The sequence below is a fragment of the Schaalia sp. lx-100 genome (assembly GCF_021083625.1).
Classification (GTDB): domain Bacteria; phylum Actinomycetota; class Actinomycetes; order Actinomycetales; family Actinomycetaceae; genus Pauljensenia.
This window is the reverse complement of the sequence record NZ_JAJNRP010000009.1, coordinates 23,824-49,194: the sequence shown is the minus strand read 5'-3', so window position 1 is coordinate 49,194 and position 25,371 is coordinate 23,824. Positions and strand designations below refer to the sequence as shown.

Here is a 25,371-nt window from a genome sequence, read left to right as displayed (position 1 = left end):
TTTTCACTTATAGTCGTAGGCAGTGTTCACCTTGGAAAATACCGGTCATTTCATGACCAGACATGAAAAATGGAGATCCCATGACTCAATTAGTTGAATTTGTTGACGTTGCAAATATGGCACGTTGGATTCAACGCGATGGTGTAGAAAACATTATCAGCGGCATGATGAAATACCTCGAATCTGATTTTGCTCGCTGGGAACGTTTCGACAAAATCCCCCGCGTTGCCAGCCATACTCCTTTCGGAGTTATCGAACTCATGCCAACGTCAGATATGGAAACCTACTCTTTCAAGTATGTGAACGGACATCCTTCAAACCCAGGGCGAGGTTTCCAAACAGTAACCGCTTTCGGGCTACTTGCTGATGTAGATAACGGATACCCTCTTTTCCTCGCCGAAATGACATTGTTGACAGCACTACGAACAGCCGCTGTCTCAGCGATGGTAGCGAAAACACTTGCTCGTCCTGACAGCACACATATGGCACTTATCGGCGCAGGCTCACAATCAGAATTTCAAGCACTCGGCTTCCGAGCAGCTCTGGGCATTGAAAAACTCTCTGTTTACGATGTTGACCCTGCTGCAACAGAAAAATTCTGCCGTAATCTTGAGCCACTCGGTTTTAGCATCCACGTTGCTACAACCGTTGATGAAGCTGTGGCAGATGCGGATATCATCACCACATGTACCGCCGATAAAGCCCAAAACACTGTACTGAAAGATTCACAGGTACGTCCGGGCGTTCACATTAATGCTGTGGGTGGCGACTGCCCAGGGAAAACGGAACTTGAAAGTTCAATCCTCGACAGGTCAACTGTTTTTGTGGAATTTCCTCCGCAAACACGTATTGAAGGTGAGATTCAGCAAAAAGACCCTGATTTCCCTGTTGTGGAATTCTGGCAGGTTCTCACAGGCGGGCAGCCGGGCAGAACCTCACCTGATGAAATCACGCTCTTTGATTCCGTTGGCTTTGCGATCTCTGATTTTTCAGCGCTGCGTTACGTGCGTGATGCGACAGCAGGAACAGACCTGCAAACTTTCGTTGATCTGATTGCTGAACCGGAGGATCCAAAGGACTTATTCTCGCTGATTAAAGTTGGTGTGCCCGTCTAAATCACAGATTTTTCCAGCATTTACCCCGCCTAAGCCCTGAGTTTAGGCGGGGTTCTTGAAATCTTCATTACTACACATTGAAACGGAACTCGACGACATCGCCGTCAACCATCACATAGTCTTTGCCTTCCATACGGACTTTCCCATGCGCACGAGCCTCAGCAACAGACCCATACTCCATAAGGTCCTCAAAAGAGACTATCTCTGCCTTAATAAAGCCCTTCTGGAAATCCGTATGAATCACACCCGCAGCCTGCGGAGCCGTATCCCCTTTATGAATAGTCCACGCACGCGCTTCTTTTGGCCCTGCCGTCAAATAGGTTTGCAAACCCAAAGTATCAAAACCTACGCGAGCCAACTTATCTAAACCAGATTCAGCTTGACCTGAATCTTCAAGCATTTCACGCGCATCCGCCTCATCCAGTTCCACTAGCTCTGATTCAAACTGAGCATCCAAGAAAATAGCTTCAGCCGGCGCAACCAGCGCACGCAGCTCAGCCTGACGCGCCTGGTCAGCCATACCATCAGCATCCATATTAAATACGTAAATGAAAGGCTTTGAAGTCATCAGTTGGAATGATTTCACAGCAGCAGGATCCAGTTTTGCCCCCTCCGTACCGCTCAGCAGATGCCCGCTTTCAAGCAAAGCAAGCGCCTCACGCGCAGTATCAAGAACCACAGGCTCTGTTTTCTTACCACGTACCTCTTTTTCTAAACGCGGGATCGCTTTTTCTAAAGTCTGTATATCAGCGAGGATAAGTTCTGTGGAAATAGTGTCAATATCATGAGCAGGATCTACCCGACCATCAACATGCACCACATCTGGGTCACTAAAAGCGCGAGTCACTTGGCAAATCGCATCGGCTTCACGAATATTAGCGAGGAATTGGTTCCCTAATCCTTCACCTTCACTTGCGCCACGCACAATACCAGCAATATCAACAAAAGACACCGTTGCTGGGACTAGGCGCTCTGAATGGAAAACATCTGCGAGCTGCTGTAAGCGCGGATCCGGTAAAGGTACAATACCGACATTCGGTTCAATGGTTGCGAAAGGGTAATTCGCAGCCAAAACGGTCGCACGAGTCAGGGCATTAAAGAGTGTGGACTTGCCGACGTTAGGCAAACCAACAATACCAATAGTTAAAGACACCCTCCCAGTCTATGCGAGTATGAAGGTGGATCGCATCGCTCATGCACAAATGAGTTCACTGCCACTTTCACGCGCACACATTCACTGCTTTCCGCGCAAAAGAAAACAAAAGATCCCTCCCACGCACAAGGCCCATCTGACAGACAACACGCGCAGCCAACAAAACACAGCATCAGAGTCCCGGTCAAAGACCGGCAGGTATCTCCGGCACATTCTCCCAGCAGGAAGTGCCCCACTTTTAGCTCGTGTGATCCGGTCCATTCATACGGCGCGCATGAGGACGCGCGTCATCACGACCTTGAGCACTCAGGTCAGCTCTCAGATTACGTGGCAAAGCAAAAGTCGTTGTTTCAGTTTCTGTACGTACTTCTTCTACCGTTGGAAAACCATGCTCGCTCAGCCAGTTCACAACCTCACGGACAAGAATCTCCGGAACCGACGCGCCGGACGTCAGCCCTACTGTTTGCGCACCTTCAAACCATTCCACGTGTAATTCATCAGCCTTATCCACCCTGTACGCGCTGCCCGCACCAGCCTCAAGCGCAACCTCAACCAGTCGCACCGAATTTGAGGAGTTCGCTGATCCGACAACCACCATCACATCCACATGCGGGGCAATTGTTTTCACCGCTACCTGCCGATTTTGAGTAGCATAGCAAATATCATCCGACGGAGGGTTGATAAGTAAAGGAAAACGCTGCCGCAAGCGATCAACTGTTTGCTGTGTTTCATCAACAGAAAGCGTTGTTTGTGAAATCCATACCACGCGCTCCGGGTCACGCACCTCAATAGAGGAGACTTCATCTGGAGTTCCCACGACTTGAATATGCTCTGGCGCTTCGCCGTAGGTTCCTTCCACTTCCTCATGACCTTCATGCCCGACAAGAACAATATCGTAATCTTGACTAGCAAAACGCACTGCTTCACGATGAACCTTTGTCACCAGCGGACAGGTCGCATCAATCGCGTATAAGCCGCGTTCCTGCGCTGCCTGCCGCACATGAGGCGATACGCCGTGAGCTGAAAAAACCACGCGAGCGCCCTCAGGGACCTCATCAGTTTCCTGAACAAAAATCGCACCGCGCTTTGACAGCATTTCCACAACATACTTGTTATGCACGATTTCTTTACGCACGTACACTGGAGCGCCATACAGGTCAAGAGCTTTCTCCACGACATCTACGGCACGATCAACACCTGCGCAGTATCCTCGTGGCGCTGCTAAGAGGACACGGCCGGTTCCAGCTTTTTCTGCTCCTCGTGCGTGAATATCTGTTGTTGCTGAGGAAACATCCGCTTGAGGCTGCAAGGTCGTCATATGCTCAGCCTAATTGGATACCCCTGTTAGCGCCTATGCATCTGACATACGCCACAATTTATAGGCGAATGATCGGCGCCCCTCATCAGGCAACCTACTGAGGAGTGGATAAAACACATCTGTCTTTCAAATCCGGATATTCTTAGGGAATGTCATCTGATTTACAAGGCTCTGCTCACACACCGCCGGCGGCCAAAGCTGCCGATACTACACGTGATAATCCGTGGCCTTTACGTCGACTGACAGAGAATATCAAAATCTACGTTGATCGAATGTCGACTCTTTGGGTTGAAGGCCAGGTCGTAGAGTACAAACCGCGGCCAGGTACACGTATGGCTTTTTTTGTTCTGCGTGACGTTGACACTGACACGTCAATGACGGTGAGCGCCTTCCCTGGAATCCTTGACCAAGCCGGTGCTGGCTTTGAGGAAGGTGCTCGTATTGTCACCCGTGTTAAGCCCGTTTTCTGGGAGCGCCGCGGCACATTGAATTTACGTGCCGAGGAAGTACACCTGCAAGGTATCGGTGATTTACTTGCGCATATTGAGCAACTGCGTCGACGTTTGAGTGCCGAAGGGCTTTTTGCATCTGAACGTAAGAAACCTTTGCCTTTCCTTCCTCGCACTGTCGGTTTGATATGTGGGCGCAATGCGAAAGCGAAAGACGATGTTATTGTCAATGCGAGTACACGCTGGCCTGGTATTTCTTTTGAAATCCGTGAAGTTGCTGTCCAAGGTGACAATTGCGTGCGTGAAGTCACCGCTGCGCTCATGGAATTAGATGGGCTTGCTCATGTGGATGTGATTGTTGTTGCCCGAGGTGGGGGTTCTGTTGAGGATCTTCTTCCGTTTTCTGATGAGGTGTTAGTTCGCGCCGCCGCCGCTGTGGGTACACCTTTAGTTTCAGCGATTGGTCATGAGGGGGATGCGCCCCTCTTAGATCTTGTTGCTGACTATCGCGCGTCAACTCCAACAGATGCTGCCCGCCGTATTGTTCCTGATCTTGCGCAGGAATTGGATGGCTTACAGCGCAGTGTGGAGGCTATGCGAGTCGGTATGCATACGCGGCTTGTACGGGAGGCTCATGCTTTAGATTTATTGGTGAAGCGACCTGTACTTCAGCAGCCTTCAGCGGTTCTTGACGGACATACGCATGCTTTAGATACGCATACCACAGCTCTGAGACATGCGATAGAACGTGTCCTTGAACGCGAAGTGACAGCTTTAACGCAGGCACGTGCTACTCTCACAGCTTTGTCTCCTCAAGCCACATTGGAACGCGGCTATTCTCTGTTGCGTTCTCCTTCAGGAAAGATTATGCGTAGTGCAGCAGATGTTAAAAAGGGTGATTTGCTTGAAGGTATTCTCGCTGAGGGCCGTTTAGTCACTCAGGTTGTCGGTTCCACACGTGCGACATTACCGCCCGCATAATCTCAGCAAGACTACTTGGTGCCCGTAGTCACCCGTATTTTCTTGTTAAACATACGCTAACGAAAGGAATAGATCCGATGATCCCCGAACAGCAGAGCGAGAGCGTAGCTCTGACATATGAAGAAGCCCGTGACGAACTCATTGGTATTGTGCGCCAATTGGAAAATGGTCAGGCGCCGCTTGAGGACACGTTGAAGCTATGGGAACGTGGCGAAGCCTTGGCTACACATTGTCGTTCCATACTTGATACTGCGCGTGCTCGTTTAGAAAATACGCATGCGGGAAGTCCTACCACTGAAAACTGATTCACACTAAACTAGTGTCAGTTGTGCACTCATTCTCATGCTTTTCGTCGCGTTTTGCTGATGTCATGAGGACACGGTGTGACACTGAAGTTATTCCCGTGCGCAAGGAGCGATCTGGATGGACCTGACTGTTAGCCCTCATGTCCTCGCCATCGGTGAAACACTGATGGACTGTGTTCAGCCTTTCGGAGCAAGCGAACCTACCAATGAGTATTCTGGCGGCTCTCCGGCCAATGTTGCGATGACTCTTGGTCGTTTAGGTCGGCCTGTGGCCCTCCATACGTGGATTGGTCAAGATCTGCGGGGTGAGCGTATTGTTGAGCATTTTTCTGCCTCACACGTGTCTATCACACCGGATTCTTTTGGAGCGGACCACACAAGCACAGCTCTTGCTACTTTAGATGAAAGTGGAGCTGCCACCTATACTTTTGATTTCGATTGGAACTTGACTGCGCCTTTGCCTTTAACGGGAATGGAACGCATTGTCCACGCAGGTTCGATTTCGTCGACAACTGAACCTGGAGCAACGGCTGTTTTAGATGCTCTGATTCGTGCTCGTCGTCATGCGATTATCACCTACGATCCAAATGCACGCCCGACTCTTATGGGTCAGCCGCATATGGCTTTAGCACAGGTGTGCCGTTTCCTTGCTGTTGCCGATGTTGTGAAGGTATCCGATGAGGATATTGCATGGTTGACTGGCAATCATGATCTTGAGGATGTGGTCCGCGAGTGGCTGGCCTTAGGCCCGCAAATGATTATTGTGACTCGCGGGAAGCAAGGTGCGCTGGCTTTTACTGCTTCAGGTGTTCGTTGTTCCTCCGTCCCTGGCAAAGTGAAAGTGGCGGATACCGTTGGGGCTGGCGACTCTTTTATGGGTGGCATTATTGATGCCATGTGGTCATTAGGGCTTGTTGGCGTGATGTCGCGTCCTGTTTTGCGTGATGTGGATAGCACGAAAGTGGATACGATTTTGGCTCGCGCGAGCGCTATTTCTGATATCACGGTGTCACGTTCAGGGGCGAATCCTCCGTGGCTGTCTGAACTTGCGTGAGGCACGTGAATTTTACTTCCGCTTGCGCACACCGCCGTTTTTCTCATGTGGGCAAGCGGAAGCACGTGTTTTATTTACCTAATCGCCGTTCCCGTTGAGCATAGGAACGCAGTGCCCGTAAAAAGTCTACGCGCCGAAAATCTGGCCAGTAGGCTTCGCAGAAATAGAATTCTGAGTGGACAGATTGCCAGAGCATGAAACCTGAAAGGCGTTGTTCACCTGATGTGCGGATCACAAGGTCAGGGTCCGGTTGATCTTTCGTGTATAGGTGGGCGGCAATATCTGAATCTGTGAGGTGATCTGCGAGTTCGGCGAGTGATATGTCGTTGTGTGCAGCTTCACGAATCAAAGCGCGTACTGCCTCTGTTATTTCTCGACGCCCACCGTAGCCCACAGCGATGTTGACAATCATGCCTGTCGTATTGTGGGTTTTTTCCACAGAAATACGTAATTGTTGCGCGGCTTCAAGCGGCAAAAGCGACAAATCACCGACCAGGTGAAGGCACCATTTTTCAGATTGAGCAAGGGATTCAACTGCTGAACATATGATTTTTACGAGTTCGCTTAGCTCTTCGCTGTCACGCGATAAGTTATCTGTTGACAGCATCCATAGGGTAACGATTTCAACACCGACTTCATCTGCCCATGTAAGAAAATCGGCGATGCGTCCTGCACCTGCTCGGTGACCGTGCGTAGGCGTGGTGCCCACAGATTTTGCCCATCTACGGTTGCCGTCGAGGATTACTCCCACGTGGCGTGGCAGGTCCTCAGTTGATAGTCCTGAGCGTAAACGGCGTTCGTAGAGGTCGTACAGTAAGTTCCACTGTGCCATGATGTGTCATCTCCTCTTTATTGGCCTGCCTATGCCACGCTGATTGTTGTTGAGGCTAATACTAGTCGCCCGGAAGGGTGCATACTGAGGTGTTGCTGTCCCTTTGTTTTATTCAGGTGATAAACATTGGTGTGACTGTTTCCTATTAAAACAAAGAAAATACTATTCACATTTGCACTTGAGGTAGGCGTGCTACGTGTTATTTCCTGTATAAAAGTCTATTCAGTATCGGTATATCTCCTCATACACTTTCAGATTCTCTTATAAGGCCAAGGACGCTTCCCGCGTCCACGAATAGTTGCTTTTTGAATGCATTGTGAAGTTTTCGCAGGACATAGGTAAACCGCAGTGATAACCTACGGAAGCGTAAGTTATGTTTTATTTTTACGGAAAGGAGATCACCATGCGGATCGCATCATTGAAACCTACTCAATGGTTCCCTCAGCAGGTTGTTGCGATTAAACCTCATCTACGAGGATGGATACATTTAACTTCTGCTCCCCTTTCCCTCGCTGCTTCTATTGTCCTGCTATGCCTGGCCCCTACACCTGCAACCAAATGGGCCAGCGCGGTTTACCTCACAGCTTCCCTCGTGCTTTTCGGCGTATCAGCTACATATCACAGAATTTACTGGGCGCCCCGATGGGAAAAATTCTGGCAACGTTTAGATCATTCAAATATTTTTTTACTCATTGCTGGCACATACACTCCGCTCTGCATAGCCCTACTCAATAGGCGCGATGCAACAACTATTCTCTTGATTGTCTGGATAGGCGCATTTATCGGTATTTTGTTGAATCTCCTATGGCCAACAGCCCCTCGATGGCTTATCACAGCTGTGTACGTTGTTTTGGGATGGGTGGCTATTGCTTACCTGCCCGCACTATGGGTTGCGGGAGGCCCAGCTATCATCTGGCTTATTGCGTCTGGCGGCATTCTTTACACAATCGGCGCACTTATTTATGCCACTAAGCGCCCCAATCCTTCGCCACGGTGGTTCGGTTTTCATGAAATCTTTCATTTATGCACTGTATTCGCATGGGCATGTCAGTGTGTTGCTGTGTATCTCGCAGTCTTGAATTCATAATCACTGATACCTCATATAATTCGTTACTCCATCGCATAACAATCAATCGCTTATCTTGTTAAAATTTCTTAAAGAATAGAGGGGCAGGGAATACTCACTTCATTCTTTGCGCACAGTACGCCTGTTTAATTTCCCTCATCGCAAGATCTTCCTGCTAGACTCGTGACCATTCACAGGCCGGCACCTGGCGGTGCCGGCTCACGCTTTCATTGGAGGTTTCTATGGCTGATACACAGTGGCTGACACAAGCTCAATACGATGCCCTGCAAGCTGAACTTACCGAACGCACAGAAGTGCGTCGCCCCCACATTACGAAACTGATTGACGCTGCTCGTCAAGAAGGCGACTTGCGCGAAAATGGCGGATACCATGCGGCACGTAACGAGCAATCACTGAACGAAACACGTATTAAAGCTCTGCAAGCCATGCTGGAACATGCGGAGGTAGGCGAAACCCCTGCTGATGACGGCATTGTAGAACCTGGGATGATTGTTGTGGCACGGGTTGCCGGACGCGAAGTGGAATTCCTCTTAGGTTCACGTGATGCTGGTGGCAACCTCGGTATTCAAGTATTTTCCACTCAAGCACCACTGGGAGCTGCTGTTATGGGAGCGCACGCAGGCGACACTGTAAGTTATGAGGCGCCCAACGGTAAGACCATCGATGTGGAAATTATTTCCACACGCCCATTCGGCATGTAAATTCAGTGCGTGAACAACAGATACGCGCAGCAACATCAAAAGCGGCGGGCACTTCAATTATGAAGCGCCCGCCGCTTACGTATTACTCACCGTCTCTGTATCTTGCCCCTCGCTTCAGGCAAACAGGTCTGCGTGGGCAAGGAACAGGGTTACTCAGGAACTCCTCATATGTGTTCCGCCAAAATCTTGCGCAGATTCATTGAGCGAAGTCACTGACCGAGCGGCTGCCTCTTTTGGAACAGAATCACCATCAGATGCCCCCATTAAAGTAGCATCCTTATGCGCTGCTGTTTTCCCATCCTCAGCCTTATGAACTACTCCTGCACTTGCTTCTTTACTATAAGAAGCAACAATCATGTCATGTAACATTCCCGGAGGACCGCCTGGCCGGTCAGGATCTGTGGCAAGAGCTGGAATCGGATCATACCCATGCAAGTACAAGAATGTTGCGTTAATGAAAGCCGCTACCGGTACCCCAAAGATCGCGCCAGGAATCCCCGCAACCGTGCCGCACCCTGCCACAACAAGTAAAACAGCCACCGGATGTAAAGACACAGCATTGGACATAATCAGAGGTTGCAGAAGGTTTCCTTCAATTTGCTGAACAGCCAAAATAATGATGAGCATAATCAAGCCAGCCATAGGGCCTTGATCTACTAAAGCCACAAGAACAGCAATTGAACCAGAAATTAAAGCACCGAGAATTGGAACAAAACTACCGAAAAATACGACGACCACAATCGGAATCGCCATCGGAACCCCAAGGAAGTACGCGCCCAAACCAATACCGATTGCATCAATGGCTGCCACTTGAATTTGTGAACGCACATAACCGCCCAAAGTGACCCAGCCTCGAATCGCAGATTCATGAATCGGTACTCGCGCAGGTTCTGGGAAAAGACGCACCACCCAAATCCAGATTTTTCGACCGTCTTTAAGGAAAAAGAACAAGCAGAATAAGACCAGAAGCATACTCGACAAACCGCTAAGCACTGAACTTGTCACTGATAAAGCACTGGAAGCCACTAATTCCGTATGTTGCTTTAGCCAGGAACCGATTTCATTTTGCAAGGTTTGTTGCGTTTCAGTCAGAAGCTTCGTATCAATTTTGAAGGGAAGTTTTTCAATCCATATGGCAGCGGCATCAAAGCCTTCCATAGCTTTTCTGAATAACCGAGGCAACTGGCTAATAATTTGCGTACCCGCACCCGACAAGGTCGCAAGCACCACACTGAGCGTAACTACAAGTCCCACAGCAGCAGCTAACGCCTTAGGAAAATGCAGTTTTTTGTGGAACCACCCCACAAGTGGCGAAATCAGCACTGCCAGCAGGAGCGCCACAGCTATAGGCAAAACAATGATATACACCTGTATCATCAGGTAACCAATGCCAATAGCAGCCAGCGAAACAACCATCAGCCGCCACGACAAAGCTGCACTGACACGTAAAGTCCACGGAACAGCTTTCTCAGCAGAATCATCACGCAATGACTCTGTTTTCGGTAGTTCTGTGAGGAGCGGCATCTGTTGTACCTGACTTTGGCGTGCAGATGCTGCTGCAGTAGCGATACGTTTCATGGCATGAGCTATGCCGGAGGTCAATTGCGAACGACGAACCATCGTACTTCCCTTCTGTGGCCTCGTTTCATCAGTATATACCGCGTTCTTCTCCCTGTTTCAGATCGCCTTGCACCCTTTGAAGGATTCTTCAAAATTTTTGCTCAGAAATACAAATGAAGCGCAAAGCGCATACATCGCTGCACCTCACGCCTCATTCAGTAGTGAAGAAAAGAAGGCTTACGCTACACCGAGAATATCGGTGACGAAAACAAGGGTGTCACCACCTTTGATTCCAGCTTGTGGGACGCCTCGATCGCCATAACCATACTCTGACGGAATCGACAAAAGTACGCGGTCGCCTACTTTGCAACCAACCAGCCCTTCATCCCATCCACGAATAACCATCCCCACTCCGATTTGGAACGACAGTGCTTGACCGCGATCATAGGAGTTATCAAAGACTTCACCATTCCATACCTGACCAAGGTAATGACAGTGAATAGTGTCCCCTGCCTCAACGACTTGCCCATTTCCTTCAACAAGTTTTTCCACAAGGAGTTCAGGGGATGCTTCCTCTGAAGTAAATTCGAGCGCAGGCTTACGAGCAAATTCACCTGTCACTGTCAGATTTTCCATGATTTTCCTTTTCTTTTCGTTGTGTATTGGCGTGTATTCGCAGGCAACTAATCACGTAAACGCGCCAGAAGCTGCAAAATCTCAAGGTACATCCACACGATTGTCACCATAAAGCCGAAAGCGCAGATCCACGCGAAATTCGCGGGAGCACCACGTTCAACCCCAACCTTTGCTTGGTCAAAGTCTTGTATCAGGCATGCAGCGCCAATAAGAACCGCAAGGACACCTACGATAGCGCTCACAGGGAAACCGTAAACAGTGGCATTAACCATTGACGAGGAAACCCAGCCGAAGGCCGATAATAATGTGTAAAGCAAGCGGAATACGAGCAGACTTACCAATGCAATCAAAGTAAAACGCGCAAATCTCGGTGAATTACGGACTTTCCCTGAAGCAAATAAAGCCAAGGTCACGCCAACAACTGTAAGAGTCGCAACGAAAGCCTGAGCAACTATACCCGGGTAGGTCATTTCCATTACGCATGAAAGAGCACCTAGAGCCGCACCTTCACAGACCGCATACGCAAGAATGAAGGCTGGGCGGATTTTCCGTGAAAAAATATTCACCATCGACAGAATTAAACTGCCAAGGAAACCTACCATCATGAGGCCAAGTCCCATTGTTGGCGTGGTCAAAGTTGCCCACCATGCAACAACGGCAGCAGCAAGCAGGACACCGAAAGAGATTCCTGTACGCACAAGAACGTCATCCCAGGTCATAATTCCACGATCAACTGCGTCAGCACTAGGCGCAGCGAAAGTGGATTCCATGGCGTCTTGATCCCATTGACTAGTGGTTGTGTAACCAACAGAGGTGTCATAGTGCTCATAGGGATTAGGCGCGCGTGTGCCACGTTCTGCCGAGGTCTGGCTTGACTGATTGTGCGGTGTTTCCCTTGTTCCTACCGTGTAACCAGGCATTGTAGGGTATCCCGCTGGGGTGGTTTCCACCTGGCCGACCGACCAGCCTTTGTTCATTCTGTCAAAAACAGGATTCGTCATTCTGTCTCCTTGATTTTCTTTAGAAACCACTGAACCATGCTTACCGCTTTTTCGCCACCTGTAGCTTTGCTATGGAGCATTTTTCACTCAGAACCACTCAACGCGCACGCAGCAGTTATATGAGGTTTTACAGGATTCACCGTACTTTGAAATAGGTGAATAGGTGTTTTTCACGGGTAAATATCCACCCAATACATAGACCTATCACACAGCACACGCAGCTTGACCATACGATACGGTGTACCAACACGTACAAAGCCGTATCACTGAGTGCACCTAAACTGGCAATGACACAAACACTCACACATTCAGTGAATGCAACTGCAGGTAGCAGCCACATCAATGTTTCACATGCGATTATTCTGCGAATATCTTGCCGTTGTGCACCAGCATGTAACGCAGAAGCAAATTCTAAACGGCGTGTTCGTAACGCGATAATTCCTGCACACAAGGAAAGCGCCCCTACAATCCACACAAGGAAACGTGTGTTCCGTGTCTGGAAACGTGCTTGCCCATCAAAGCGTGCACCTAAACGCGAGTTCAGTTGCTCCATTGTGGTTTGCGAGCGTTCATCGCGACGCGAGTTTTTCACAACGGATGTCAGGAGGGCCTGCACTTGAGGGGATTGCGGCCATATATCAACCCAACATTGATCGTAAGTTGTTTCTGATGCTGTTGGAATAAGCGCCATATATCCGTATCCGCTTGCGCGCCCATCCTCAGGATAGTCATATGTACCAGAAATCATGACTTCCCCTCCAACTGTCGGGAAGGAATCGCCTATCTTCATTGGGAGTTGCGAACGGACTTGATCCGATACGATGATTCCGGGAAGGCCACTGGTTTGGGCGCTCACTACTTTCGAGAATGTGGGGCTAACTAAGGCTTGAGGAATCGGAGCTGAAGGAAGCACGGTAAGCGTAATACGGCTTTCTTGAGTTTTTATTGCACCGGCAGCGCGGACCTGGGGTAAAGCATTCAGTGCTTCGCAGGCTGCTCCATCAATATTTTCAGGCGATTGGATTACACTGATGGAGCCTCCAGCTCGCACGTATTCTTCGGCGGCAGTCGTGATCGTGTGGGTGTGAGCGATTTCAGCGAGGCTGCCTATTGTCATGAGCAGAGTAAAAATACTCAGCCACAGAATTGTTTTGCTTGTCCCTGTAATCGTATTACGCCAGGCCTCACTGATAATGCTTTTCCACTTCACAGGTCCTCACCTCGGACAGGATCGGATATATGCGAGGTGTATTGATCTGTTTCTGTCTGTTTGTTTGGCTTTTCTGTTTCTTGCCATTCACGTAAATCAATGACCTGTGTACACATGCGTTCAGTTTCTTTGTCATGTGTCGCAACTACAACGATTGTCTGCGCGCACGCTAGGTCAGCAATGGCTGCGTTCACTTCTTGACGAGTATGTAAATCAAGTTGAGCTGTTGGTTCGTCGATGAGGAATAAGCTCGGATGTGAAGCAAAAGCGCGGGCCAACATGAGGCGTTGGGCTTCCCCACCCGATAAGCTGGCAAATTCTTGCTGCGCGATACTGTTCAGATGAAATGTATCGAGGATTTCGTATGCGCGTATTTCCGCTTCTACACGGTCCATGCCTTCAGCAAGTAGGGGGAAAACAACGTGGTCAAGTGCGCTGCGGCGAGCTATTCCATAGGGGTTTTGGAAAACCCATGAGGTTCTTCCTGTCCCTGTTGTGATGATTGTTCCTTCTGTAGGTTCTAACCAGCCGGCAATGATGCTCAGAAGTGTACTTTTTCCGCTACCAGATGGTCCAATAAGCGCATAGACTTCACCCTCGTGTAGTTCTTGTGTCATATGACGAAATAGCCAGGGTTTTCCTGAGAATTGGTGTCCCACACGATTCAATGTGACCTGCATGGTGTTTCACTTCCTGTGGGCAGGTTTAAGGTGTCTGGTGCGGGTTTGTTATCGGTAAATGTGATGAATGTTTGTCCAAGTTCAGATGAGATAATACGAACGGGGCGGGCTTGCGTTCCATCAAGGACACAGCCTTCTTGTCCTTCAATCGCGTAGATTGCTGCCGGTGATAGTGAGTACAGCAGCGTTGGCTCAACGAGCGCTAATTGTGCGCTGATTTTTTGGTTGGAATTTTCGTCTGTTATTTGTTCTTTCCATGCGCGGTATGTGGGCGTATTTACTAGTTGCGCTAGCGCATCGGGGTCAGTGACACTGCCATCAGCGTTGATAGGTAAAGTGAGTGTGTCAATGGTGAGGTTGTGTTCTCCTTCGAGGAGGTTCTGTGGCATGTCAGAAATTCGCACCTCTGTGAGAGTTTTTTCTAAGGTAATCAGAGGGGTTCCTACCTCGATATTCTGACCGATTTTCGCTGTACATTCAGCGGGGGTAATGCTGCTGTGTGGAAGCCATATGAATGATGAGGGGCTTATTACGGGGAGGTTGTACGTGTTGTATGAGCTCAAAAGCCCCATCATATGTGCGATTGCGCGGAAAGTGTCTGCGGTGATGGTGTCTGTAGTTGTGATTGTGTAGCCAAGGCGTTGGAGTTCTTCGTTTAGGGCTTGAACGTCATCCCCTTTGTCACCGTATGATAGGTCGCGCCATAGGGGGATAGATGTGGCGAGAGCGTAGATATTGCGGTCTTCAAGGGTCATGATGTGGTTGCCGGAGGATATGGGGGTGTGTGGGCTACACTTCATGCGCGTCAGGAGTCCTGTTGCTGGGGAAAAAAGTTTTTCTTCTTCCGTATAAGTGACGCTGAGGGAGACTGTACGTTTATCGTCGATGGTGCGTGGACTGACAGGCGTGCTGGTGAGCGGGGCTGCTTTTTCTGTACCGTGCGGAGTCACAGGTTGAAAGAGGTAGGCTCCAAGGGCAAGTCCGATGCCAAGGATGATGAGCACGAGAGTGGCTCCATACGCTATACGGTTCCATTTCATTAGGCTCTCCTTTGAGCTGTGGCGCATGCTTTCTATTATCGCTTTTTGGGAAGTTTATGCGGCTGAGTTTTTATGATTCTTCGTTATCGTCGAGCAGGTGTAGTGGGTCTGAAGCACATTCATGCGCTTCAGGGGAACTCACACGCGGATCAGCACTGTCATACCAACGGTTCATATCAGCTACACTACTTCCTTTTTCAAGAAAGCCAGCCTGCACCAAACAATCACGCTCAGCAGCAGGCCAATCCACATTGTCTGGATTCGTCCTCAACTTCCAATACCAGATCTCCGTGTCAATAAGCCCAGCTTTTTCCTCACAATCAATATGGAGCTTCTTTTCTTCCTCCTCAGAAATATCTGTACGAGAGTCAATACTTCCACCACCCCTAGGGGAATATGCAACCCCGGTAAAACCATTATCTCTGAGGCATTGAGCTGCTCTTTCTTGTGACTCACGATATTCCGCGTCACTCACCTGTTCATCAGCAATAACGGCTTTGAAATAATCAGAAGCAGACGCATAAGCTTCCGCCATTTCTTTAGCATAGGGACCAGTAAAGTGCGGAATACTTTGCCCGCTCCCTCCATCTGTAGCCCCCTCAGGCGACACGTGAGCACATGCCGCCAACGAGAGGGACATACAGAAAACAAAAACAAGCCTTCTAGACGCGCTGCTCATAGTCACTCTTCTTCCGAAAGACTATCGTCGAGCAGGTGTAGTGGGTCTGAAGCACATTCATGCGTTTCAGGGGAACTCACACGCGGATCAGCACTGTCATACCAACGGTTCATATCAGCTACACTACTTCCTTTTTCAAGAAAGCCAGCCTGCACCAAACAATCACGCTCAGCAGCAGGCCAATCCACATTGTCTGGATTCGTCCTCAACTTCCAATACCAGATCTCCGTGTCAATAAGCCCAGCTTTTTCCTCACAACCGGTGTAGATTTTTCGCCATTGTTCTACGGGCATATCACTTCGATCTTCTACTGATCCACCACCTCTAGCGAAAAACTTTATCCCCGTAAATCCGTTATCACGCCAACACTGGGCGGCTCGCTCTCGCGCTTCTTGATATTCCGCGTCACTCACCTGTTCATCAACAATAACGGCTTTGAAATAATCAGAAGCAGACGCATAGTCTTCCGCGATTTCTTTAGCATAGGGACCAGTAAAGTGCGGAATACTTTGCCCGCTCCCTCCATTTGTAGCCCCCTCAGGCGACACGTGAGCACATGCCGCCAACGAGAGGGACATACAGAAGACAAAAGCAAGCGTTCTAGACACTCTGCTCATAGTCACTCTTTTCCCAACGGTAGTGACATACGTTAAATTGGGACTTATATCCACGATCCTTCCAACCAGCATCGGCCCAGTTTCCGTTAGCTTTTTCCCAATAACGCGATGCTTTGCAACCATCCGCTTGCGAAAAACCGCCATTCTCATTTCGGAAAATCACGCAAGTAAATGCCTGTGTCGCCGCACTTTCATGGGCACTGATCGCAGGAGCAGCCACAAAAGCACCAGCACATAACCCCACTGATACAGCCATCGCAATCCATCGTTTTTTCAATTCTTTTTTCATCTTCAGCTCCCTTGCATGAATAATCGGTAAGATCGCCTTTGCCTCATCCGATAAAAGCAGCCTACAGCAGAAAAAACCAAAAAACAATGATTTGAATAAGTTTTTTAAGCAAAGAAAATAGGTAGCAAAACAAGGCAAAATCCCAGCAACAAAAAGTCGCTGGGATTAAAACGTACCCCCGATGGGACTCGAACCCATAACACATCGATTTTAAGTCGATTGCCTCTGCCAATTGGGCTACGGGGGCAAAGGCGCCAGTAGATAACCCTACACGATCATTTCACCATTGACAGAGCAATTCCGTCAAGAATGTCATGTTCTGATGTAAGAACCGTATCAATGGTATAGCCTTTCGCGCATGTCCTCTCACATACACGCGCAACAACCCTCTGCCATATGAGGGCACCTCCGGCAATCACATCAGCACGACCTTTCGGCATAAAACCAAGGGAAGCCTTGAGAGCAACAGGCTGATCGACCATAAAACGTACCGCAGAGTTAATATCCTCACACCCAAGTTCCGCACCATGAATAGCCTGCGGATTATAAGCATCCAAACCTAAAGCCTGAGCCGTAATAGTTGTCACTGTTCCAGCAACGCCCACCACAGTCTTTACCGAAGATAGATCCACTATTTCTTCCGCACAATCAAGCTGCTCATCAATCCAACGTATAGCAGCCTCTTGTTCCGCCTGAGGAATACCTCCTCGACTCTCCACATTCTCAAAAAACTTTTCACTCACCCGAACAGAACCCATATCAATAGAAATCGCACTCGTCACCTCGCAATCTCCCAACACAAGTTCCGTCGAACCCCCACCAATATCCACAACCAACACAGGGCGTTCATGCGCAGGCCCCATCACCGATAAAGCGCCCGAAAAAGATAATGCTGCTTCCTCGGTTCCCGGCACCACCTCAGGTGTCACCCCAAGTATTTCCTCAACACCATCAATAAAAACCTGACGGTTTGCCGCATCACGCATAGCTGAGGTCGCAACAAAACGGATACGTGAAACCCCAGCCTCATCAATCAATGCACGGTACTCACGAAGAGCCACCAAAGAACGTTCAATCGCCTCAGGAGCCAAAAGACCCGTTTTATCTACCCCCTGCCCTAAACGCACAATACGCATTTCCCGAGCATAATCCGTCAACACAGGCCGATCACCCTGATACGTCACATCAGCCAAAAGCAAACGAATCGAATTAGTTCCACAATCAATAGCAGCGATACGTGTCATAACGAAAACCCCTTCATCACACGTCACATTTCGCATGTACAGCGAGTAGGCGACCACAAATTGCGTTCTTCCATCAATTCAAGAGCGCGATCACCTACAACATTGATGCCTTGTCCCACCGCTAACGCATGCCCCACAAGCGCATGTAAACATTTCACCCGAGTAGGCATCCCGCCTGCAGAAATACCATCAATTTCAGGAACTTCACCCAAGCGGCGACGACGAGAAATATAATCCTCATGCGCACGCTTATAAGCCTCACGCGCCTGGTCGTCCTCAGCCAACCAGTCATTCAACTGTTCCATTGTTTTCTCAGCTTCAAGGGTTGAACACCCTTTCACAGCGCCAGGATGAGTCAAATAAAACATCGTAGGGAAAGGACTACCATCTTCTAAGCGTGGCGCCGTCACCACAACAGTTGGCCGCCCACACACACACCGCGCACCGATTCCAATAACTCCACGTGGAATACGGTCTAATTGTTGGCGTAACGTATCAATATCAGCTTCAGAAGCCGCTTCCCATAATGTCTCAGTCACATTGCCTATTGTCGCATATTCACAGATCGAAACTCGGCACACGAAAACCCGCATGCACATACGCTTTCAGATATACCTATCGGTGATTTGAGGACCCTATTGCCTTATTGCCCGGAAGCAGGGTCAGCATCAGAGTTTTCATTTTGCCCAGCGTCACTTTGATGAGTTTCTGCCTGTTCTTGCGCACTGTGATCGGTGTGCGCGTCAAGGTTTTCCGGTGCTCCTACAGTCATGGCACGTGCATGTTCGTCAGCACGGTCAGCCTCATCAAGAGATAAAACAAAAATCTGAACCCACGGGCGCGCAGGTCCTTCCCGTTGAGCCGCAGCAACTTGCGATTGCTCTCGATATTCTTCACCAGGATCAGCAACAGTAAACTGTGTTTCCCCGCGCTTCACATACCCCAAACGGGTGCGCGCCTGCGAAGCAATATAGCTCGGATCATCCCATAATTTCAGTTGCTGACTGAGCTGTTCATTGCGTTCTTGAGCCTGCGCCACTTCTTTCACAATATTGTTATATTCATGCTCTTGTTGCCACCATTGATACAACGAAGGAAGAAGCAGAACACACAGCACAGCACATGTGATAGCAACCCCAAGAAAACGAACAGAAAATTCAATCCCACCTAAGCTCACTACCCGCTTATCATGCTGAGATTGGGCATCAGATTGCATACTTGCACTTCGTCTGACCCTTTTTTGACGAGGCAACCTGCTTGTTACGCGCACTCGCGTTTTTTGATCTGACAGGGCCTGCTGAACGCGGGAAGAATGGGGTAATTGCGACTTTTCTGCTGACTGATTTTTTTCAGCCGCCCGAGGGGGATCCTCACTCACTCGCCTTCGTAGCTGGTGTATAGGTGCAGCTTTTCTCGCTGCTTCATCATTCCTTACGGGGGTTTTTCCACTATCCGATTGCGCACGAGAGACAGATGGACGTGCAGATGTTCCTGTACGCCGATTAGAACGTTTCGGCGGACGAGGACGCGAAGGACCGGATAAGGAATTCATGTAGTTAATGGTTCCTTAAATCCGCGAAGTGGCCAATAGATTACGCGGCATGTCTTTAGTCCATATGCGCTTCATGGTGTGAATAGCAGCAAAGTTATCCACAGTTTGATGCAGGATTTTCTATATGACACACCTTTTTGAAGATACTGTCTTTACGGTGTTTGAAGGTGCAGGAGGCCTCATGAATCTTTTCACACATAGCACAGTTTTTCGGCGTGGTCTTTCATCCGTTGCAGTAGGCACAGATCATCATAATCAATTCATTTTCACACACCTTGAAGAACGTGAAATCGCATGGTTAACAAGAGGAAACCTCCCCCACACACCTAGGATCCGAGGGGATAACCAGTATGTAAATTCTTCCTTTGTTTTAGAGCATGATATGCCCCAAAACAAAGGGCGGACCCCGTCTTTTTCTCATATCCCCACACCCGTAAGTGCTCATCGTTTCACATGGGTACTTCAGGCACGCTCGCTAGCCGAAAGGAAACAGTCACGCACAAAACTGCGTCTACTGATTTTAGGTGTGGATTCAACGATCCTTTTGGCTGTGAAACTTGCATCTGAGTTACGCGATATTCACGTGGAAATACGCGATGACGGAAAAGTAGATCCTGAACTTGACGCGTTTTTCGGTGGAGGGTATTTCCAAATGCCACGCGGACGCAGCGCCTGCCAGTTTTTACGCTCCACACACACGGCCACTGCCGGTCGTATGACACGGTGGGATGGAGTCATTGTGTTAAATAATCGCACTGCTGATCCGATGAAATGTGATGAGGCGCGTCAGCTCTCTTTACCTTATTGTGTCCTCATCCATGATGAGGCCCACAGTAGCATCACACCCGTGATGAATCCTCAGAAAAGTCCATGCCCGCAATGTATCGAGTTATATCGCAATGAGCGTGATCCTTTTCGCGCGCATATGCAGCAAAGGCTCCGCGACATTCCAGTTCCACAACTCAGCCTTCTGCGTCGTCATATGTGCGCTATTTCTCTGGCACATACGCTTCGTGATTGGGGACTACCAACCGCTTCTTACGCCACTGGTTCTGATACCGCCATTCCTATAGCTGAGCGCTCCCATACGCTTCTTCAGATCATGGACGACGGTTCCATAAGAAACGAAAGAATCCGCTCACACCCTCGATGCTCATGTGTAGCAGGAGGGTCCTCACGATCGTCGCAATACCAGTAATCACGAATAAAAATCAAGGTTTTCATGTATCAGATATCGTATCCGTTTCACAAAGCCAATGATTCCTGTTGCGCACATAAATCACGCAGAAAGCGTGACGGCTGACGTTTTTTCTTTGACGAATATGCATGACGAGCATGCGCCCACGAAAGTTCCAAAGTGTCACGGGCGCGCGTGAGCGCCACATAAAGTAAACGTCGTTCTTCTTCACAAGCCTGATCGGAAAGAGCGTGAGAGATAGGAAGTAACCCCTCACTCAACCCTATGACAAAAACGTGTTTCCATTCCAAACCTTTTGCGGCATGAATCGTGCTCAGTACTACACCATGTATGGGTGGTTCTACCTGCCCTTGAGCACGTTCTTCTAATTCGGTAACAAATTCAGTCATTGTCATTGAAGGGTGCGCACGTGCTAATTCAACAATAGCGTTCAAATTATCCCAACGTTCACGCGTTACTCCCCTCGTTTCAGGTGCTTGCGGTGTCCACCCTGCTATCAGCAGCGCTTCAGATACCCGTTCTACCAAGGATGGGTACACGTTTTTTTCTTCCCCGCCCGATTCAAAAATATCCCCGTCACCCTTTTTCTTCTGTAAAGAATGTTCGTTACCAGCAACCCGCATGTCATCTTGTTTGCCCTGCGAAACTGACTCAACCGTATTCGCTGCTATACGACGCAAAACAAGCATGGCTTTGCGCACTTCTTCGCGTTCAAAAAATTGTGCTCCCCCACGCAAAGTGAAAGGAATATCAGCTTGCGTCAATGCGTGCTCAAAGACTTCAGATTGGGAATTTGTTCTATATAAGACAGCAATATCGTTAAGAGATTCTCCCGCTTCCTGATAGGCGCGTATCTTAGTAGCAATATAGGTAGCTTCCGCCTCATCATCCTCATGCACGCTACAGGAAATAGGCGCTCCTGATGCTCGTTGAGAAACTAATGAAATGACTGGCTCAAACGTAGCATCCGCTTTATGTAAACCTACTTTCATCACAGTATTTGCAGCCTCAACAATCTGCGGTGTGGAACGATAATCGCGATACAGTTCAATCACATGCGCACCGGGATGTTCATTCGCAAAATCAAGAAGATGTTGCCCTGAAGCCCCCGCAAATGAGTAAATAGTTTGCGCGACATCCCCCACAACGCAAATATCATGACGCTCACCCAGCCACAGGTACAACAAATGTTTTTGAACCTGCGAAATATCCTGGTACTCGTCTACAACAAAATGCCGGTACTGTGCGCGTATCTGCTGTGCCACATCAGTTCTTTCATGCAACAGACCACACATAATCAGCAAAACGTCCTCAAAATCAATTACACGACGTTCTGCTTTTGCGTCCTCGTAGGCATCCATGAGGCGCAAAATGTCCTCTACAGTCAGATCTGCCGCTAAAGGACGTTTCCCCGAGAGGATGCATTCGCCATAGGCATCAATATCAAGCATTGATACTTTTGCCCATTCGATTTCAGCAGCAATATCACGCACAAGAGCTTTATCCACATTTTTGCCGATACGAGCAGCTGCCGCTGCAACCAGCGAAGCCTTATGATCGACGATCGTTGGGGCAGGCCCGCCTATCACTGAGGGCCAAAAATAGGTGAGTTGTCTTAGGGCTGCTGCATGAAAAGTACGCGCCTGAATTTGAGGAATACCAAGAGCTGCCAATCGCGTGCGCATTTGCGCCGCAGCTTTCGCCGTAAAAGTAACTGCCAGAACATGACGCGGATCGTAAGCACCCACTGCGGCCGCATAGGCAATACGGTAGGTTATTGCTCGTGTTTTCCCTGTTCCCGCACCAGCGTGCACAGCAAGGGGGCCACTAACATAGCGAGCCACTTTCCTTTGATCTGGGTCAAGGGCTTCAAGGAGCGATTCTGGGCTGGCAAGCTGCATGGCATTCATTTTCCCACCTCCATGTCACTGTGCGCTCATTGTGTAATCACCCTTGTGGATTGTTATTCACCGTGTCCACAGGATTTATACATCAGCTCACTGACGGACTGCAGGAGTCGGCAGCTCTCCACCAAACCAGTGTTCAATCAACACGCGCGCAATTGAGGTAGGTGCTGGAGGTTCAAGCTCTCCTTGTTCAATTGCTTTTTTCAGTTCCTCTCGACTAAAGAAACGTGCACGATCAATTTCGTGTTCATCTGGTCGCGGTTCACGTGGACTATCTGGATGTAACTGAGCGCAGTAACCCAACATGAGGGAACGCGGAAAAGGCCACGGCTGCGATCCAACGTAGGTGATTTTATCTACACGCAAACCAACTTCTTCGCTTAGCTCACGGATAACCGCCCTTTCAGGAGCTTCACCAGCATCAACAAAACCTGCAGGTAAAGACATAAATTTTTCCCGCCAGTTCATATTATGCGCAAGTAAAATTCGCTCATCTTCATCTACCACTGCGACAATCACCGAAGGATCTTGACGTGGATACTCCATGTGCTCACATGAGGGGCACACACGTGTCCATCCTTCATGCGCAATGTGCGTATGCCCACCGCAACGAACACAATGAGGGTTTGCTTCATGCCATGCGGCCAAAGCAACAGCCATTGTTGATAGAGCGGCTTCATCATCACTGAGCATATGGCCGATTGTGCGCAAATGTATCCACTGTGCGCAAGTACTCGCTTGTTTAGTCAATGCGTATGCATCCGTGTCATTATCTACAAGAAGAGCGCAATGAAAATACCCGTCCTGTGTACGGCCGATGGCAAGTAATGGGAGCGCGCATTCCTTCACATATCGTGCGCTTATGCGGCTAAGTTGCATACGTTCATGTGGGATAGCATTTTTTCCGTGAGCGGCGCAACCGTCCTCGTCGAATTTTAAAGTTTCCTCTGCTGTTTCCACGAGCACGTTCCCACGATAAACAGCGTAAACACTGACAGGACCGTGGAGTTCATGCACATATCCGTCTGGAGATGCAGCCACCAGATCACGAAGCTTCAGCGTGGATCGCAAATCAACCATAGGATCGATGCTGCCGCGAGCAAGAGGGAATGTAAGGTCCATATATTCACATTAGCGAAAGCCGATGTCACACGTGCAACCACTAAGATTTTCCTGCTCATGCTCACGTCCCCATCATTACGTTAGGAAACGCATACTTTCTCAGTAAAGTTCGCAGGCTATCCGTTACTTTTGTGACCTCATATTCTATCCAGATCACACTGAGCAGCGAATACGCAGCACCTGCTTCCCTTATCTGCGATACCTTTAAGGTTATGAGTGAAACAATTATTCGTTCTGATGGACGCACCCCCGATCAACTTCGCCCTATTCGTCTGACCCGAGGCTGGTCTGGAACTGGTGAAGGCTCTGTGCTTGTGGAATTTGGCAATACGCGAGTTCTTTGTGTTGCTTCTTTTACAGAGGGCGTCCCACGTTGGCGTAAAGGTAGCGGTGAAGGATGGGTAACCGCCGAATATGCGATGCTGCCCCGTTCCACATCTGAACGTTCAGGCCGTGAATCCGTCAAAGGAAAAGTATCCGGTCGTACCCAAGAGATTTCGCGTCTCATTGGCCGTTCCCTACGAGCCATTATTGATGTATCTGCGCTCGGTGAGAATACGATTATGCTTGACTGCGATGTTTTGCGGGCCGATGGTGGGACGCGCACTGCCTCTGTCACAGGGGCATGGATAGCTCTTGCTGATGCAGTACGTTGGGGAACTGAACAAGGCTTCATTATTCCCACGAAAGATCAGCCCGTACTTCACTCATCGGTTAGCGCCATTTCTGTGGGAATTATCGACGGAATTCCTATGCTTGACCTCCCCTATGTGGAAGATGTACGCGCTCACACTGATATGAATGTTGTTCAAACTGGTGAAGGCCGTTTCGTTGAAGTTCAAGGAACAGCTGAGCACGCCACATTTGACCGTGACGAGCTGGGGGCGCTCCTTGATTTAGCTACTGTAGGTAACGCTCAACTTGCCAAAGCACAGCAGCAGTGTTTACAAGCACCCGAAGGCCACACGGTTAAGGTTCACGTATGACAGCTCACGCAGATCCTCAGGTGAATTCGTATGAGGCATTATCAGGGCCTCGCCTTGTTTTCGCTACGGGTAATACTCACAAAATCAGTGAATTTCACGCTATCCTTGAGCCGTTTTTAGGGGACATTCCCACTGGTTCAATTGCTTGTCTTTCAGATTTTTCCGTCCCTGAGCCAATCGAGGATGGAGCAACTTTTGCCGAAAATGCCCTCATCAAAGCACGCTCGTTATGCAATGCCACTGGCATACCCGCAGTTGCTGACGATTCAGGTCTGTGCGTCAAAATTATGGGGGGTGCTCCAGGTATTTTTTCTGCCCGTTGGTCTGGCCGCCACGGAAACGATCAAGCCAATCTGGATTTGTTACTTGCCCAGCTTTGCGATGTTCCTGACCATTTACGTCAAGCCTCTTTTGTATGTGCGGCGGCTTTGGTGATGCCAGATGGCAACGAGTATGTCACGCATGGTGAAGTACATGGTGTCATTATTCGAAAGCCACGAGGCTCTGGTGGTTTTGGTTATGACCCAATTTTCGTTCCAGAAGGTTTTGAAGTGACCAGTGCTGAACTTACTCCCGAGCAAAAGAATGCGCTCAGTCATCGCGGGCGCGCGTTGCGTTCCTTGGCACCACATGTAGTTGATATTTTTCGCTAAAA

26 protein-coding genes and 1 tRNA gene are annotated in these 25,371 nt (G+C 49.1%); 9 read left to right on the top strand and 18 right to left on the bottom strand.

Translation table 11 applies throughout. From position 1 onward, the window contains the following. The first annotated feature begins 80 nt into the window (after window positions 1-80). Entirely contained in the window at window positions 81-1,115 is a 1,035-nt protein-coding gene (locus LRP54_RS07725) for an ornithine cyclodeaminase (RefSeq protein WP_231205913.1), read from the top strand. Window positions 1,116-1,185: 70 nt separating this feature from the next. On the opposite strand, the gene ychF is transcribed toward LRP54_RS07725, so the two are convergent. Together ychF and LRP54_RS07715 are read right to left on the bottom strand one after the other, a co-directional pair. Continuing rightward, window positions 1,186-2,268, bottom strand: coding sequence for a redox-regulated ATPase YchF (gene ychF, locus LRP54_RS07720; RefSeq protein ID WP_231235635.1), 1,083 nt, complete (start codon window positions 2,266-2,268; stop codon window positions 1,186-1,188). 238 nt (window positions 2,269-2,506) lie between these two features. Then, the gene (locus LRP54_RS07715; protein WP_231235631.1) at window positions 2,507-3,586 is read right to left on the bottom strand and encodes a 4-hydroxy-3-methylbut-2-enyl diphosphate reductase; all 1,080 of its coding nucleotides are present in this window, start codon (window positions 3,584-3,586) and stop codon (window positions 2,507-2,509) included. A gap of 149 nt (window positions 3,587-3,735) precedes the next feature. Between LRP54_RS07715 and xseA the strand changes: the two genes are divergently transcribed. The 3 genes from xseA to LRP54_RS07700 all read left to right on the top strand — a co-directional run bounded on the left by xseA (window position 3,736) and on the right by LRP54_RS07700 (window position 6,375). Continuing rightward, window positions 3,736-5,016, top strand: coding sequence for an exodeoxyribonuclease VII large subunit (gene xseA, locus LRP54_RS07710; protein WP_231235630.1), 1,281 nt, complete (start codon window positions 3,736-3,738; stop codon window positions 5,014-5,016). A gap of 77 nt (window positions 5,017-5,093) precedes the next feature. Beyond that, window positions 5,094-5,321 carry an exodeoxyribonuclease VII small subunit gene (locus tag LRP54_RS07705; RefSeq protein WP_231235629.1) on the top strand — a complete coding sequence of 76 codons (228 nt, stop codon included), beginning with the start codon at window positions 5,094-5,096 and terminating at the stop codon, window positions 5,319-5,321. Window positions 5,322-5,439: 118 nt separating this feature from the next. After that, window positions 5,440-6,375, top strand: a complete 936-nt coding sequence (locus tag LRP54_RS07700) for a carbohydrate kinase family protein (protein WP_231235628.1) — start codon at window positions 5,440-5,442, stop codon at window positions 6,373-6,375. Between the two features lie 70 nt (window positions 6,376-6,445). Here LRP54_RS07700 and LRP54_RS07695 read toward each other — a convergent pair whose 3' ends face one another. Continuing rightward, window positions 6,446-7,207, bottom strand: a complete 762-nt coding sequence (locus tag LRP54_RS07695; protein ID WP_231235626.1) for an isoprenyl transferase — start codon at window positions 7,205-7,207, stop codon at window positions 6,446-6,448. Between the two features lie 403 nt (window positions 7,208-7,610). Here LRP54_RS07695 and trhA point away from each other — a divergent pair, with 403 nt between their 5' ends. After that, a complete protein-coding gene (gene trhA / locus LRP54_RS07690; RefSeq protein WP_231205922.1) occupies window positions 7,611-8,294 on the top strand; it encodes a PAQR family membrane homeostasis protein TrhA in 684 nt (227 codons plus the stop codon). 221 nt (window positions 8,295-8,515) lie between these two features. Then, window positions 8,516-8,995 (top strand): transcription elongation factor GreA, encoded by a 480-nt coding sequence (gene greA, locus LRP54_RS07685; protein WP_231235625.1) that lies wholly within the window; start codon window positions 8,516-8,518, stop codon window positions 8,993-8,995. A 153-nt stretch (window positions 8,996-9,148) separates the two neighbouring features. Here greA and LRP54_RS07680 read toward each other — a convergent pair whose 3' ends face one another. The 13 genes from LRP54_RS07680 to LRP54_RS07620 form a co-directional block, all read right to left on the bottom strand. After that, the gene (locus LRP54_RS07680) at window positions 9,149-10,615 is read right to left on the bottom strand and encodes an AI-2E family transporter (protein ID WP_231235623.1); all 1,467 of its coding nucleotides are present in this window, start codon (window positions 10,613-10,615) and stop codon (window positions 9,149-9,151) included. 177 nt (window positions 10,616-10,792) lie between these two features. Next, window positions 10,793-11,191, bottom strand: a complete 399-nt coding sequence (locus tag LRP54_RS07675; protein WP_231205925.1) for an FKBP-type peptidyl-prolyl cis-trans isomerase — start codon at window positions 11,189-11,191, stop codon at window positions 10,793-10,795. Between the two features lie 47 nt (window positions 11,192-11,238). Beyond that, window positions 11,239-12,192 carry a Bax inhibitor-1/YccA family protein gene (locus LRP54_RS07670; RefSeq protein WP_231235621.1) on the bottom strand — a complete coding sequence of 318 codons (954 nt, stop codon included), beginning with the start codon at window positions 12,190-12,192 and terminating at the stop codon, window positions 11,239-11,241. A 136-nt stretch (window positions 12,193-12,328) separates the two neighbouring features. Further along, window positions 12,329-13,402 (bottom strand): hypothetical protein, encoded by a 1,074-nt coding sequence (locus LRP54_RS07665; protein ID WP_231235620.1) that lies wholly within the window; start codon window positions 13,400-13,402, stop codon window positions 12,329-12,331. Next, window positions 13,399-14,082 carry an ATP-binding cassette domain-containing protein gene (locus LRP54_RS07660; protein ID WP_231235619.1) on the bottom strand — a complete coding sequence of 228 codons (684 nt, stop codon included), beginning with the start codon at window positions 14,080-14,082 and terminating at the stop codon, window positions 13,399-13,401. Before LRP54_RS07660 ends, LRP54_RS07665 begins: the two co-directional genes overlap by 4 nt. Further along, window positions 14,067-15,122 (bottom strand): peptidoglycan-binding domain-containing protein, encoded by a 1,056-nt coding sequence (locus tag LRP54_RS07655; protein ID WP_231235618.1) that lies wholly within the window; start codon window positions 15,120-15,122, stop codon window positions 14,067-14,069. The genes LRP54_RS07660 and LRP54_RS07655 overlap by 16 nt, the downstream gene beginning before the upstream one ends. A gap of 70 nt (window positions 15,123-15,192) precedes the next feature. Next, window positions 15,193-15,762 (bottom strand): hypothetical protein, encoded by a 570-nt coding sequence (locus LRP54_RS07650; RefSeq protein ID WP_231235617.1) that lies wholly within the window; start codon window positions 15,760-15,762, stop codon window positions 15,193-15,195. 41 nt (window positions 15,763-15,803) lie between these two features. Further along, complete coding sequence (locus LRP54_RS07645) at window positions 15,804-16,379, bottom strand: hypothetical protein (RefSeq protein ID WP_231235616.1); 576 nt, start codon at window positions 16,377-16,379, stop codon at window positions 15,804-15,806. 22 nt (window positions 16,380-16,401) lie between these two features. Further along, window positions 16,402-16,707 (bottom strand): hypothetical protein, encoded by a 306-nt coding sequence (locus tag LRP54_RS07640; RefSeq protein WP_231235614.1) that lies wholly within the window; start codon window positions 16,705-16,707, stop codon window positions 16,402-16,404. Between the two features lie 173 nt (window positions 16,708-16,880). Next, window positions 16,881-16,954, bottom strand: a tRNA-Leu gene (locus LRP54_RS07635). A gap of 28 nt (window positions 16,955-16,982) precedes the next feature. Continuing rightward, on the bottom strand, window positions 16,983-17,951 hold the full coding sequence (locus tag LRP54_RS07630; protein WP_231235613.1) for a Ppx/GppA phosphatase family protein: 969 nt from the start codon (window positions 17,949-17,951) through the stop codon (window positions 16,983-16,985). Window positions 17,952-17,974: 23 nt separating this feature from the next. Further along, complete coding sequence (locus tag LRP54_RS07625) at window positions 17,975-18,490, bottom strand: DUF501 domain-containing protein (RefSeq protein WP_231205954.1); 516 nt, start codon at window positions 18,488-18,490, stop codon at window positions 17,975-17,977. A gap of 104 nt (window positions 18,491-18,594) precedes the next feature. Beyond that, the gene (locus tag LRP54_RS07620; protein ID WP_231235612.1) at window positions 18,595-19,503 is read right to left on the bottom strand and encodes an FtsB family cell division protein; all 909 of its coding nucleotides are present in this window, start codon (window positions 19,501-19,503) and stop codon (window positions 18,595-18,597) included. Window positions 19,504-19,627: 124 nt separating this feature from the next. On the opposite strand from LRP54_RS07620, the gene LRP54_RS07615 reads away from it, so the two are divergent. Next, complete coding sequence (locus tag LRP54_RS07615; RefSeq protein WP_231235611.1) at window positions 19,628-20,701, top strand: hypothetical protein; 1,074 nt, start codon at window positions 19,628-19,630, stop codon at window positions 20,699-20,701. 47 nt (window positions 20,702-20,748) lie between these two features. On the opposite strand, the gene LRP54_RS07610 is transcribed toward LRP54_RS07615, so the two are convergent. Continuing rightward, a complete protein-coding gene (locus tag LRP54_RS07610) occupies window positions 20,749-22,611 on the bottom strand; it encodes an ATP-dependent helicase (RefSeq protein ID WP_231235608.1) in 1,863 nt (620 codons plus the stop codon). An 87-nt stretch (window positions 22,612-22,698) separates the two neighbouring features. Further along, complete coding sequence (gene nudC, locus LRP54_RS07605; protein WP_231235607.1) at window positions 22,699-23,730, bottom strand: NAD(+) diphosphatase; 1,032 nt, start codon at window positions 23,728-23,730, stop codon at window positions 22,699-22,701. Window positions 23,731-23,942: 212 nt separating this feature from the next. Here nudC and rph point away from each other — a divergent pair, with 212 nt between their 5' ends. Both rph and rdgB read left to right on the top strand, forming a co-directional pair. Beyond that, a complete protein-coding gene (gene rph / locus LRP54_RS07600; RefSeq protein WP_231235606.1) occupies window positions 23,943-24,716 on the top strand; it encodes a ribonuclease PH in 774 nt (257 codons plus the stop codon). Then, a complete protein-coding gene (gene rdgB, locus LRP54_RS07595) occupies window positions 24,713-25,369 on the top strand; it encodes an RdgB/HAM1 family non-canonical purine NTP pyrophosphatase (RefSeq protein ID WP_231235605.1) in 657 nt (218 codons plus the stop codon). The genes rph and rdgB overlap by 4 nt, the downstream gene beginning before the upstream one ends. Window positions 25,370-25,371 lie beyond the last annotated feature (2 nt).